This window comes from Gynurincola endophyticus, assembly GCF_003991195.1.
Taxonomy (GTDB): Bacteria; Bacteroidota; Bacteroidia; order Chitinophagales; family Chitinophagaceae; genus Gynurincola; species Gynurincola endophyticus.
The window spans coordinates 117,379-131,831 of record NZ_RCWL01000004.1 but is presented as its reverse complement, the minus strand read 5'-3'; the positions used below and the strand labels follow the sequence as shown (position 1 = coordinate 131,831).

General features: G+C 36.8%; 10 protein-coding genes. 9 read left to right on the top strand and 1 reads right to left on the bottom strand.

From position 1 onward, the window contains the following. Window positions 1-45: 45 nt before the first annotated feature. Both D9O48_RS09525 and D9O48_RS09520 read left to right on the top strand, forming a co-directional pair. Window positions 46-387 carry a MerC domain-containing protein gene (locus tag D9O48_RS09525; protein ID WP_126972737.1) on the top strand — a complete coding sequence of 114 codons (342 nt, stop codon included), beginning with the start codon at window positions 46-48 and terminating at the stop codon, window positions 385-387. Window positions 388-431: 44 nt separating this feature from the next. Continuing rightward, window positions 432-1,346, top strand: coding sequence for an NAD(P)/FAD-dependent oxidoreductase (locus D9O48_RS09520; protein WP_126972736.1), 915 nt, complete (start codon window positions 432-434; stop codon window positions 1,344-1,346). Between the two features lie 96 nt (window positions 1,347-1,442). Here the strand turns inward: D9O48_RS09520 and D9O48_RS09515 are convergent, their stop codons facing one another. Further along, complete coding sequence (locus tag D9O48_RS09515) at window positions 1,443-3,167, bottom strand: hypothetical protein (RefSeq protein ID WP_126972735.1); 1,725 nt, start codon at window positions 3,165-3,167, stop codon at window positions 1,443-1,445. 303 nt (window positions 3,168-3,470) lie between these two features. On the opposite strand from D9O48_RS09515, the gene D9O48_RS09510 reads away from it, so the two are divergent. From D9O48_RS09510 to D9O48_RS09480, 7 genes are all read left to right on the top strand, one after another. Next, window positions 3,471-4,025: an RNA polymerase sigma factor gene (locus D9O48_RS09510; protein ID WP_126972734.1), complete on the top strand. Its 555-nt coding sequence runs from the start codon at window positions 3,471-3,473 to the stop codon at window positions 4,023-4,025. A 122-nt stretch (window positions 4,026-4,147) separates the two neighbouring features. Continuing rightward, window positions 4,148-5,236, top strand: coding sequence for a FecR family protein (locus tag D9O48_RS09505; RefSeq protein WP_126972733.1), 1,089 nt, complete (start codon window positions 4,148-4,150; stop codon window positions 5,234-5,236). Window positions 5,237-5,581: 345 nt separating this feature from the next. Next, window positions 5,582-8,908 carry a TonB-dependent receptor domain-containing protein gene (locus D9O48_RS09500; RefSeq protein ID WP_199750544.1) on the top strand — a complete coding sequence of 1,109 codons (3,327 nt, stop codon included), beginning with the start codon at window positions 5,582-5,584 and terminating at the stop codon, window positions 8,906-8,908. Window positions 8,909-8,964: 56 nt separating this feature from the next. Beyond that, window positions 8,965-10,680, top strand: a complete 1,716-nt coding sequence (locus D9O48_RS09495; protein WP_126972731.1) for a DUF4397 domain-containing protein — start codon at window positions 8,965-8,967, stop codon at window positions 10,678-10,680. Window positions 10,681-10,739: 59 nt separating this feature from the next. Next, window positions 10,740-11,951, top strand: coding sequence for a hypothetical protein (locus tag D9O48_RS09490; RefSeq protein WP_126972730.1), 1,212 nt, complete (start codon window positions 10,740-10,742; stop codon window positions 11,949-11,951). Window positions 11,952-11,964: 13 nt separating this feature from the next. Continuing rightward, on the top strand, window positions 11,965-13,104 hold the full coding sequence (locus D9O48_RS09485; RefSeq protein WP_126972729.1) for a fasciclin domain-containing protein: 1,140 nt from the start codon (window positions 11,965-11,967) through the stop codon (window positions 13,102-13,104). 34 nt (window positions 13,105-13,138) lie between these two features. Beyond that, complete coding sequence (locus D9O48_RS09480; RefSeq protein WP_126972728.1) at window positions 13,139-14,452, top strand: fasciclin domain-containing protein; 1,314 nt, start codon at window positions 13,139-13,141, stop codon at window positions 14,450-14,452. Window position 14,453 lies beyond the last annotated feature (1 nt).

Below are 14,453 nucleotides of genomic sequence, written 5' to 3'. Positions count from 1 at the left end.
TAATTTTATATATTTGCAACAATGTTGCATTTTAAACCTGAATGAATGAAAACAAAAAATCTGGATGTTATTGGCTTTTGGGCAGCCTTTCTTTGTCTTATCCATTGCCTGGTTTTTCCGTTGCTCGTGATTATCCCTATAGGTATCTCGCATAATCCATACATTGATCTGGCATTTCTGCTTGTTGGTACGGTCGTAGTAAAAAGAGTAACGAAAAATATGGAATCTAAAACACTGAAAATGATGTTTTGGACAGCTATTATGCTCATTGGTATTTCGGTGTTGATGGATTTGTTGTTTCATTTTCATTCACCGCTAATTTATATTGGTGCGGTATTGTTGATTATTGCTCATATTTTAAATTTCAGAAAACACAGGCATCTGTAGTATATAAAAAACTATGCGGATTATTAGTGATATAAATTGTATTTATGAAAAATTCTTTTGATGTAATTATTATAGGAGGAAGTTATGCCGGGCTATCAGCTGCAATGTCGTTAGGCCGGTCATTGCGGAAAGTACTGATCATTGATAGCGGCCTGCCCTGTAACAGACAAACCCCGCACTCTCATAATTTTATTACACAGGATGGAGAAACGCCGGCAGCAATTGCTGCAAAAGCATTGGAACAAGTATTAAAATATGATACTGTAAGCCTGATAAAAGATACGGTTATTAATGCTGCCGAAGTAAAGCGGATTTTTGAGATCAAGACATTAAATGGTAGTCGTTATACAAGTAAGAAATTGCTGATTGCTGCCGGTATCAGGGATATCCTCCCTTCGATACCCGGTTTAAAAGAGTGTTGGGGTATCTCGGTTATTCATTGCCCTTACTGCCATGGTTACGAGTTTAAAGGCCGGAAAAATAGTATTTTAATTAACCATGAAATGATATTTCATCTCGTTCCTATGATAAAAAATCTTACTGCTGAAGTAACTGTTTTAACCAATGGTGAAATTGAATTGTCAGAAGAACAAACCGGATTACTGTCTAAAAGCAATGTAAAGTTGATTAATCAACCGATTCATAATATTATTCATGAAAACGGCTCTTTAACGCATATCGTATTTGCTGCCGGAACAGTAGCTGCTTTGGATGCTTTGTACGTAAAAGCACCTTTTGAGCAGCATACAGAAGCTGCTGCACAATTAGGTTGTGATTTTACTGAACATGGGCATGTAAGCGTTGATAATATGCAAAAGACGTCTGTACCCGGTGTCTTTGCCTGTGGAGACTGTTCTTCTATGATGCGATCAGTTGCCACTGCAGTCTATACCGGTAATGTGGCCGGAGCTATGATCAATAAAGAACTTTGTGAAGAAGAGTTTAGTTTGTTTGGGTAATTCTCATGTGTTACTGTGTACCCGCAGAGTACTGTGGAAAAATGCCGGAGTAATTCCGGCATTTTTATTAAGTAATTCTGTAATGCATCTATTTTGTTAGAACTTATAAATATATCCTACTGCGATTGCAAAAGAGGTCTTTAACTTTGATACTGTAATTTGCTCCGGAAATTTATCGTATGCCTGGTTTTCTGAATATAAATTACTTTTTCTTTGAACATTTCCAGCCATTCCCAGCAAGTCAATACTCACCATATTTTTGTTCCGGCCTACCGAAAGTCCGCCCCCCATTGCCAATCTTACCTGTGGTGTGCTTGCTAAAGATATTGCAGGGCCAATAGTGAAATGAACACCTAGAAGATCTTTACAAAAATTTGTTATTTTCGTACCTACGTGTAGTAATGTTGCAAATCCAATCTCTCTATCCGCGCCTTCCGAATCTTCGTTTACAATTCTGAATTGGGAGGTCGTATCGGATGTAGCAAACTCCTGAACACTATAGATATCATTACGGAATGATTTTCCGGTGGCGTGATAAAATGCCCCTCCGATACCTACATAGTTTTTATTATGTGGAAATTCATAAACCACTGCGTATGTTTGACCGAATTCTGGTTTTTTAGGTACTATATCAATAGATAATTTACTCATGTCACCATTTAGTTGCATTGGTAGTGATGTGTATGAACGTGCACTGTTATTGTCGAGATGTATTATAGAAGACAGTAACTCAGCAGTCCTTTTTAAAGTTATTTTATCAATCATTGAATCTAATGCTGATTTCGTTTGAGAAAAATCTTTCATTATTTCTCCGTGCAATTTTTTGACTGCTGAATCTCTGTTATATATGGTTTCATATAATTTTGAGAAATCCAGATATGTCTTTTCAGTTTTTTTTACATTATTTAGAATTGTATGAGACCTGGCAGATATTTCTTTTGATTCTTCTAATATTTTATGTAATGAAACTAAATCTTTGTTTTCTATAAGTGGATTATCAGGTTTTTTGTATAACGACTGATAGTAATTGAGTCCGCGTAAGTAAACGTTGGTTATAAGCGTTTCTATTTTATCCTTTTCACTTTTCGAAAAATCTATCTGCGTGAGAAGCAAGTCTTTTGTTAAAGCTATCTGGTCTTTAACAATGCTTAGGCTGTCTGTGCTGTAAGCCGCCAATAATTGAATATTTTCATTAGATAATATAACTATTTTTTGTTCTAAAATATCTATTTCTGATAATAGATATTGTCTTTTAAGCGAATCTTGTTTTATTTTAACTGCTATTGATTCTATCTTAGATTTCAATCCTTTGTTTTGAGAACTGTCAATTAGGTTGCTAATAGAATCAAGTTCTCCCTTTTTTTGAATATTTCTATTTTTTAAATCACCTGCTTCTTGACTTTTTTTGCTTAGTTTAATTCTTTCTTTTTCTATTACATCTTCATTTTCGAATATTTTTTTTCCGGTAACAGACATTGTGCTCCTGATAATACCGGATGCAACTTTTTCTATTGCATCCAATCCCAGTAAATCTACAGTTGGGAATTGAATATCAGAAGATATAATACTATCTTTTTTGTTTATAATTACATTGTATAAGTTTAAATTAATATTGTCAATTGTAAGTATATAAGGATCGCCTTTTTTAATTCTGTTTTGAGGAAAACTGATTGATTTTGATTGAAAATCAAAATTGATAATATGTTCTGTAGTGTGTTTGGGTGCAGGTTCCGTAATTTTATCTTTTACATTTTGTGCGGTTATTGGTATAACAAAATATAATAATTCGTAGCCCAATAGCAGTGTAGTTTTAATGAACATGGTTGCGTAGTTTATTATGCTTAAATATAAGTAGTCGGAACGAATATAATTTCGCTTATGGATATCTTTTATATACAACTTATGTGTTAGAGGTATTTGTTTTTATTTTAAATCACTATTTATGGTTAATACATCCGTGGTAGTCTGAGATTCAAAAAGAAGAGTTGTCTCTGTTGATTAAGTTATTAAGTACGCATTTGTTTTATTTTTGCATAACAATTTCATAATATCTGAACTAATTACCTCATTACCTTTTATTTTACTTTTGTTGGAAACCCGAAATGCTGAAAAGAAGGTATTATTATGGTGAAGAATGAATACCAATATTTAACAGACCAGTCCCTGCTGTCTTTATGGAAAGAAGGCGACTATAAGGCATTCGACACCTTGTTTAAACGTTATTACGACGGCCTTTTCAGATATGCCTCAAAAAGTATCCCCGACCGTATGCTGGTAGAAGAGCTGGTAATGGATGTAATGATGCGTGTTTGGAAGAAAAGCGGCCAGATAGCTACTCCTCCCGGTTTTAAAGCCTATATTCTCCGGGCTTTGAAAAATGCAATTCTTAATCATTTCAGATCGAATATTCCCTCTACAGTTCCAATTGATGAGCACGCTGACGATTTTACGCTTCAGACAAATATTTCTGCAGATTCTAAAGTATTGCAGGAAGAAATCAAAGAAAAGTACCTGGCTGCGATTTCTTCCCTTTCTGATAAAAAGAAAGAAGTTTTTATACTCAGCAGAGAAGAAAATCTTTCCTATAAAGAAATAGCCCAGGTCTTAAATATATCTGTCAATACAGTTGAAAATTATATGTCGGCTTCTCTTTCCCATGTACGGGAGAAACTTAAATAATCTTTTGCTGCGAATGTTACCAAAATATTAAGTCCGAAAAATATTGGGTGGTAACTTTTCTATTTAGTGTTTATATAATTGAAGGGTTCAACTCTTTATTATTTAAATAGAAGATTTCTACATTGGAAACATTTAAACAAGAGCGGCTTCTCATCCGTAAAATGTTGGCGGGTGAACTGAACATGCTTGAAAAGTATGAGTTGTCAGAGATAATTGACAAGCCGTACTTTAAAGTATTGTTTGAAGAAATTTTAGATGAACAAGGCGGTGAGCTGGAGTTGTCTGACGAAAGTATTTCGTTAATGGCTGACAGAAAACTGGTTGAATTTTATCAACAGTTAGAAATGCAGGATGACTCGGTTTATATGAATGAAATAAACATGGTTAAACGGGTTAGCTTCTGGCGGAAATACAGATATTATGCAGCCTCGGTAGTGATTCTTATGGGATTAAGCGCCGTTAAACTGATTAACAATTATCAGCAACGTGAAAATTCAATCACGCTGGCCTCAGGTAACGAAGCTTCTACGAATGAATTTACGGATAATACCATTCAATTTACAGAATATATTAATGAGGGAAAACAACGTCTGAAAGTAAAACTGGAAGACGGTTCGGTTGTTACTCTCGGAAGAAAGAGTAAGCTTCGATATCCCCAGGGCTTTGACAAGGATAAACGTGACGTTTATCTGGAGGGCGAAGCTTTTTTTGAAGTGGAAAAAGATAAAACCAGGCCTTTTACTGTGATTACCGATGATATTCATACCCGTGTTTTAGGAACTTCTTTTAAGGTTTCTTCTTATCCAAACAGAGATATAGAGGTAGCTGTTGTAACAGGCAAAGTAAGTGTGAACAGCGTGCGTAACGATGTGTTGAAAAATATTGCCGTCATGTTGCCGGGAGATAAAATCAAATGGAATAATCAGTCGTTCACCAGAATGAAAATTGACCCGCAGGAAATATTGGGTTGGAAAAATGAACTGATGATCTTCAGGAAGCAGTCGTTGAAAGAAATCATGACACAGATTGGTTATCATTACGGAATGAAAGTGAATTTTATCAATGAAGGGTTTATGGAAGAAAAATTATCATTAACTATAAGCGAGCGAAGCTCCGTTCAAAAAACAATGAATATTTTATCTGTTACTGCAGGATTTGAATATTCTATAGACTCTATGTCTGGTAAACCTACAGCGATCATCATTAAATAATGAATATGTAAAAGAATTTAAAAAGCCTGCACTAATGCAGGCTCTTACAAAAGTTAACATTTAACCGTCATTCTGATTTCGCAGGTCAACAATGATTCGTTAAACGTGACAGGGCTTTTTATGCTCTATACTGATTAATTATCTGCCGTTAAGGCATAAATCAATAATACCAAAAGTATGCAAAAAGGATCATATTACTATCCTTCAAAGAAAAAATCAACCCCTGATACCAGTAGACAAAAGACAGGAAAGAGGATTTCATTTTTTTCAAAATTGTCGGTTGTTGCTTTATTCTTATGTTTTAGCATAAGTGGTAATGCACAAAACCTTAAACAGGTTGTTTCATTGAAACTTGATAGTGCTACTATTGATTATAGTATTCAGGAATTAGCCAGAAAAGCAAGTTTCAGGGTTTCTTTAAGAGAAAAATTATTAGAAGGGCAAACCAAAAGAATTTCATTCGATAAAGAATTAACAGTGGAAGAAGCTTTACAGTTAATTCTTCAGGGTACAGGATTGCAATATCGCATCGTAGAAGGATATTTGGTAATCGAAACAGCTGCGGTACGTGGTGTGGTAACCGGTCGTGTATTCGATGGGGATAAAGCTTTAACAGGTGTATCTGTAAATGTGAAGAACGGATCTGCAGGTACCGCCACCGATTTGAATGGCAATTTTTCTATCAAAGTACCTGAAAAAGGAGCCACTCTGGTATTCAGCTTCGTTGGCTATAAAACACAGGAACTTGCTGTTACACCTGCTTCGCATAGCCTGAAAATTGTATTAAAATCTACTACTGCTGTAATGGATGAAGTAACTGTACAGGCCCGCCGAAGAACAAATACGGAAGCCTCTGTACTGTTAGAGCGTAAAAAAGCAGCTATTGTACAAGATGCAATTTCTGCGGAACAAATTCTTAAAACTGGTAGTATTACCACTACGCAGGCATTGTCGAAAGTAGCCGGTGTTACGATTACAGATGATAAGTATGTGGCGGTACGTGGTTTGGGCGACAGAAGCGTAATCGGACAGTTGAACGGTGCACGTCTGGCTTCGTCAGATCCGGATAGAAGTGCAATTCCATTAGACCTTGTTCCTGCTTCATTATTAGATAACATCACCATCTATAAAACTGTTACTCCTGATAAACCGGCAGATGCTGCAGCCGGTATCGTCGAATTGAAAACCAAATCTGTTCCGGATGTACAGACTTTGGAAGTGATTGCACAAACTGGTTTTAATTCAAATATCGGTTTAGGTGGTAAATATAATAGCTTTTGGAATAGTAACATGGGTGCATTTGGTCATAAAATTAAAGATAAGAATCTTACCAGTGATTTCAGAAATCTTGCCCGTCAATACCCAAACGGATTGAGTAGTGTTCAGCAGATGGTAGCCAATAGTAATTATAGTCCGGATGCTTATAAAGAAGTAGCCCGTATTAATAATATCATGCAGTCTTTTGATCCGATCATGTCTACCCAATACAAAAAAGCCCCACAGAACCAGTTATATTCTGTTACTTATGGAAATAGCTTTGATGTATTTGGAAAACACAAAGTGGGTCTTATTCTGGGAGGAAACTATTATCGGCGCTATACAGATATTATCGGAGGTGATCTTACTCAGTACAGTATCTATCAAGGGGTGGTTACCGGTAATCCTGATGTTTACAGCCCAAGAAATATCCCCAACTATATCACGCCGAACAGTCTTTTTATGGGAAAGTATCAAACCTATAAAGAGAATACAGGAACAGAGGTTTTAAACTACGGAACCCTGGCTGGTTTAACTTACCGTTTCAATGCGCTTCATGAAATAAGTATGCAATACCTGGGCAGCTGGGGTGGAGAAAATACCGCTACAAACCTGTACGGTAAATACGAATATACGGGTCTTCCGGGAGAGGTTCATAGTACTACTTACTCTCTAAAGCAAACATTCAGAAACCTGAATACTTTTAATTTTCAGGGTGAACATAAACTTTCAACCAATGCTTATTCTCCAAGATTGAGTTATAACATTGCTACCTCTTCTTCTAATCAGAATGATCCCGACTTTCGTTTTGTAAATATAGCTGATTACAGGCCCCGTGGTGGTGGATGGTATACAAAACCGGTGGTAGATGGAAATTCAGGTTCCAGTGAATTTGTTTATTCTGAACACTTATATGCACTTACTTCTGGATATGTGAATGGCTTCGGTACATATGGTATTATTCAGGCTGAACCGAATGGCAGACGCTGGAGAAATTTATCTGAAAAAAATTATAACTATAAAGCAGATTTAACCATCCCTTTTAAATTTCTCGGACAAAAACAGGAATTCAAAACAGGAGTTAACTACTTGTTTCGCGACAGAATATTTGGAGAGAATCAGCTATTCTTACCAGGATCAAATTTCTCAGGTAATAAAGCATTACCCCTTTATACTGTTTCCGGTAATGTGAACCGATTGGTAGGTAGTGAAATAGTAGGAGTGAGATTAAATCCCGGACATGGAGAAGGAGGGATGCCCGTTGGTGGGTTCTTATATAATAGTCAGAAGTCGCCTAACAACTATACCGGTTATTTTGAAACAAATGCACTCTACGGGATGCTCGATTTAAAAATAAACGAGCGTTTACGCGTGGCAGGTGGAGTTCGTTTTGAAATGACTAATATAGGATCAGCAGTAGATACTGCAGGTGTGTTTTTAGATCCGTCTCTTACAGCACAATCGTCAGAAGGGAATGCCATTCCTTTAAATCCGATTAATCCTAACTCTGTTTATCAGGCAAATTACAAACCTTATTATTCAGTGAATGCTACTTATACCCTGAATGATAATATGAATTTCAGAGGAGCCTATAATACAACATTGGCCCGCCCTGAATTAAGAGAAATTACCAATGTGTTTGAATTTGACGCTTTTCAAATGGGTCTTGTAGTGGGTAATCCGAACCTGGTAAACCAACATACTCAAAACTTTGATTTCAGATGGGAATGGTTTCCAAACAGAGGTGAAGTAATCGCTGTTTCTGCTTTCGGAAAACGTATTCAGAATCAGTTGGTGAAAGTTTTCAGTTTGAAAACAGACGGACTGGCGGCTACTTATCCTGAGTTTCCTACCATCCAGTTTCAGAATGATCCAAATGTAGGTAAAGTGTGGGGTTTAGAATTTGAAGTGGTAAAAAATCTCGGTAACCTTTTCGATCCTTTAAAGAACTTCTTTTTGGGTACGAACCTTCTGATTGCTCAAAGTGAAATTAAAAAAACGGAAGAGCGTTATAATGCCAATCGTTCGTTAGACAGATATACTCCAAAAAACAGTCCATTGTTCGAACAGGCTCCTTACTCTATCAATGCCTGGTTAAATTATGATAACAAGAAAACAGGTACTGATCTTACCCTGACATTTAATATGGTAGGAGAGCGATTGGTGCAGATTAACCTGACTGGTGAACCGGATCTGTATACGCAACCTGTTCCATACCTCGACTTTGTATTTTCACAACGAATCGGAGACAGAATTCAGTTCAAAGGATACGCCAAGAATATGCTGAACCCGGCTATTAAAACAGTTTATGCGAATCCACAAACCGGTGGTAAATGGTATGGAAACGAGTATATCAACAGAAGCTTTAAAAGAGGTGCGGAGATTATGTTCGGTTTTACCTATAACATTTTTTAATCCATCACTATTGATCAGTGAAAAGATTTAGTACTGAAACTGTAAAAGAAATACAAATGAATAAAAGAAATCATTTTAATAAATTTTTAGGGCTGATTGTGCTGGCGGTTGCTCTATCATCTTGTCAGAAAGACAAGTTTGATATGACCACCGATAACCGGATGATAACTGATAATATGAAAAACTCCAACGTCAGAATCATTAACCTGGGTGGTTTCAACCAGGTAGTTGCAAACGGCGACAGTGTAACGAGTTTTTATATTGTACATCCTCAGACTCCTCAGGCCAGCTTTTCTCCCGGCACTCAGTACTTTCCTAAAAACGGACGTTTAGGCAGTACATGGACTGTTCCTCAACAGCTGTTTGATAATCAGGAAAAAGTTGAGCTGAAAATTCTTGACAGAAATTATTATAAACAAGCAGAACGTGACGAAATAATACAGGCGGAAAATGATTATCATAATCCGGTAGATTATTATTTGATGGTAGCCTCAAACTGGCAGGAAGGCCAACCTCAGAGTGTAAAAGTTCCGCGTGGTATTACAGCACCTGCAAAACCGGATCATTTTAAAATCAGAATTCTGAATCTATCAGCAAGAATTAAAGGAAACTTTGCTAACAGTAGCGGTAGTATGGAAGAATTACACGGAAATATCACCCTTGCTTATGCAGATGGTACAGCTGTTCATACCAGTACTACTTCAATAACCGCTGCAAATCCGGTTTCAGAATATATAGAAGTTCCTTATGGCACCTATCAGTTTAAAATACTAACTGATGATGGCAGGCAAATTCCGTCAGCTCAATACGAGCCAATGGGTTATGCCTATTCAATGATCGATCCTCCGACTTCTACAGTGGCAACCAGTCTCAGAACAACTTCTAATCTGGTATTTGCACCGCTAATGACTTATGAACCAGGAGGTATATATACTATCGTGGTAACACCTCAAAGATTTAATTACTATATTTCTGACATAGGTGAAGATGCTTTTCTTTATCAGAATTCATTCAGTATAATCAATGATAATTCTACTGAAGTGAATATGACTTATTGCAGAATTCAGGGTGTAAATGCGTTCAATAATGATGAGGTTAACTTCAAAGTGAATGGACATACTATCGGCAATCAGGTTAGTTTTGGGCATGCCAGTGAATATACGGCGGTAGTACAGGGCGATTATACAATTGAAGCTACGGATGCTTCCGGTAAAGTTATCGCTACTACTCATCATGTGTTAAGAGCTTCGATGAATTATTCTTTTTGGTTATATCCTTCTTCGAATGGAAACGCTCAGATTCTTACAGTTTCAAACGACCTTAGTGGAAAAAATTATATTGGTGCAATTGATGATGCCACTTATGGCCATTTCAAGTATACGTTTTTTAGTAGTTTAAGATTTTTGAATATGTCTCCGGATAATTCATACATCACTTTTACAAAAAATAATGGACAGCCGATGAGCCATACTGTTGCATCAAACCTACAGCCGGCATTACCAGTTTACGATAAACCATATCTTATTACCACCTATCCGGGGTCTGAATATGAAATTATGGTGTACAGGTCTGCACCTGATGTAATACCAGGTACCTGGGCAAGTGATATTACACCGGTATCTTCTGAGGATATAATTACAAGAAAAGAGTTATATACTAATCTGAACAGGGCATTGCCAGCACAAGATATAGGTGTATATACAATTGCTTTAATCGGCCGGAATAATTCTTCTGTTCCTGCCAGAATTATGATACTTAAACATAACAAATAATATCATTTAAAATAAGTTCCGGTAAAGTATGACTCTTTACCGGATTAAAACTAAAATACATGAACAATAAGTTTCTGATATTACTTTATAGTTTGTGGGCACTTGTGCTGGTTACCTCCGGTTGTACCAAAGTGGAATATACAAAGGTTGAAAATCCTGCTTACCTGCGCGTGTTTAATAACTTTAATTATGGTTTTACCCTGGGTGAAAAAGATGTTAAAGTTCCGTTTTTGTGTATGTTGATAAATCCGGAGTATGGTGCGGATGGTAAAATTAAAGGAGCAGAAATAGTTGGTGACTTTTTGGATATACGAAACAGTTATGCACCACCTTATCCCTCTCATATAGGTTCATCTACTTCAGTTAATAATCCGGAATATCCGGGAAAAGAAAATGTATTGGTTGCGCCAATTGTGAATGGATACGACTTGAGTAGCTGGGCACAGATTCCTTCTGGAAATTTAAGATTTGTTTTTTTGTACAGGCCTAAAAATGATATCCCTTACTTTCAGCTGGAAGGGCATTTAAAAGATGATATTATGCTGGATACCACTGTTTCATTAACCGCTTCTGAAGTGTATACCATGCACCTGCTGCAGAAAGATTTTCAAACAAAAGAAAACGGATTATTACTCAGGCAGGAAATATTTCATAAACTTCCGCTTTCAGATGAACTGGTGTATACAAATTTTTATAATTATTCGGCAAAAGGATTTGTTCAATCACCGGATGATGCCAAACCAAAAAATTTCAGAAATGGAAAATTTCAGTATGGTATACAAGACAAAATGGATATTTATCTCACTATTTATCCTGACGAAAATCTTTCTAACATGGGTTCTAATTACAGGAGTAATGCATTGAAAGGTTACAACGGTGTTTATCTTACCACGATTGAAAGAAACTCAACTTCTGATGCCGTTGCTCCGTATATAAACTTCCCGCTTTTTGCTAATCCGGCCGATGATAAAATTAAAACAGCCAGCTGGCAGAGCTTTGATTTCTTCAGGCCTGGAATCAACCCGACAAACAACACTTACTTTGGCGGTGATGTTAATACCGGTGGTAACTGGGCAGTGCTTAACTGCTATAGAAATGGCCAGGGTCTCACCGGAATAAACTCAGCTGGAACTTTACCTAACATGCTGGTGAGTATTCACTCCGGTACTTACAACCCAAGAACTTTTGCTACGGTAAATACGGTAGAAGTAGTGAATGGTGGAATTTACATGATGACCGTGCAAAGAAAATATCCTGCACCTTCTTATTAATAAGATTCTTCAAATGAATAAAACAGCGTATACGATGTTATCAAATCATAATAAATATAAAGTACAACGGCTACTGAATGGTTTGTTGCTGCTTTCCTTATCATTTTTGTACTCATGTAAACATGATGATTTACTCATTCCAAAACCTAATGAAAATATCAGACCGGCAGGTGATTTCATCAGAAATAATTTTGATTTTCAGCTTTTTTATGCGGCATTGGATTATACAGGTTTAGTGGATGAGCTGAATGCAGAAGGGTCCTTTACTGTTCTGGCACTAAACGACCGTGCATTTAAAGGAATGGGTATTCATACAAAAGAAAATATTTTGCATTTAAATAAGGATAGCCTGCGGGAAGCAATGCAATATCACATCATTAAAGAAAGAAGGCTGACTACTTCTTCTATTCCTACTAATGCTGTTGATGTAAGGTATGAAACATTATCTTCCTCAAGCCCCTATGCGTCGGCTATTACCGGCGACAGAAAATTTTACTTTAACGGATCTCAGCTGATTCGTACAAATATCGAATTGTCAAATGGTGTATTACATGTTTTAGATAAAATGTTACAATACCATAAAGGAAAAACTGTACAGGATTTTTTAGCCTCGCAACCCAATTACAGCATTTTCGTTGCAGGATTGAAAAAATTCGGATTGTGGAATGAATTATCTCAGCCTGGCCCTTTTACCATATTTCCTCCTGAAAATAATGCATTCATCAATAAAGGTATTACCCTTCAGATGATGGAAGATCTGAACGCTGATAATTATAATGGTAATAGATTACTGGGGCAGTATATAATTTATAATAATCATTTCTTTATTTCTGATCAATATTTGTTTTACAGGGTAGGAGGTGAGTATACGTATGCTCCCAATCTCAGAAATGACGACTGGTATGTTCATATCAATTGCATAAATGCTTACAGTGCTAATCCGGGTGATGCTCACTATACCAATTTTCCAACTTTTTCATTATGGAAACCACCGGTGGGGTCAACGCCTTTCGGAACCAGAATCGGACCCGAAATACAATCCAACAATAACGGAGTAATTCCGGCAATCGAAAATTATGACCGCTTATTTGAAAACGGCATTGTACATCACTTAACCGGTATTACAGCTGTTCCGCTGGATTTAATTAAGTAAGCTATTTTCAAATAATCGAATAGAATATCATTCAATGAAAAAGAATATAAAAAAATATCTGTCCGTTTTATTTTTGGGTTTAGCGTTGGCAGGATGTACCAAAAATGAATTTATGCCTCCGCCGGAGGGAGAACCGATCCCATATCAGCCAGAATCTAATCAAACACTTCACGAATTATTGGAAGCTTCTTCTTATCAGCTATTTTATAAGGCATTCCAACGAAGTAGTATGGATAGCATATTGTCAGGGAAATTTAAGTATACCTTACTGGTACCAACAGACGCAGCTTTACAGGCAGGAGGATATACCGCCTCACGTATAGATGCTATGACTGTTATACAGGCAGACAGCCTTGTAAAATTTTATACGCTTAGAGGTGTAATCAGTAAGGAGGCCCTTAGCCGTGTGTCAGGTAATCTCGCAAGTGCCTCATTTTTGAGCAACCCGAAATATGTTCAGACGCCTTATTTCTATGGAAATGAACAGCCGGGTAATACTCAGTTTGACGTTTACTTTTACCGGCATTACCTGTATATAGACCAGAATAAATTATTAATTAATGCTATACCGTCCGGAGATGCTGAGAAAGCGATTCCTGCCGTGAATGGATATATATGGCCAATTGATCAACTGGTAAGCTTACCGATTGAAGCCGACTTCTATAGTGTTGCCAGAATCGATCCGAGATTCAGTATGTTTTTTGAATTGCAAACCAGGGTTGATGAAATACACGACCTCACCTACAGAAGAATTTATGAAGAAAATTTCGGCTTTGACCCCGGTGGCTGGGGATGGATTGACTGGACCAGAGCCGAGTATGCCAGAATAAAATCATTTCAGACTTATAATGGCGACAAAATGAGTGTGTCAAGAGAAATGATGTTTATACCCGTAAATGAAGCTTTTTTAAAAGCAGGCTTTAACAGTGTTGAAGAAATCCTTCAAATGAATCAACGGAATGCTGCTGCACCCATTGTCGATTTTGATTACTGGGAGGTGACACTGGGTTTCCCTTCAGATTCTATTCTGTCGTTTCACTGGGATTTTGGAAGAGATAATTTGCCCAAAACACCCAGCGGTAAAGTGCAGGGCGGCATGGCTACCAATTTTTTTGTAAATGATTTAAGGGATGAATATCTGTATGATTACTCTGTTAATCATGCTTCAGGATACCCTCCTTATAAAATGCCTTTCACTTTCGGTAAAAACGAAGCAGGAAAAAGTACAGTAAAAGTGAAGAATTCAAATTTTCCTGAAGCCACTATTCTTGAAACCATTCATACAATTATGGGGCCCATTCACGTAGTTGACCGTTTACTTATTCCAAAAGACCTTAAAATCAATTAAG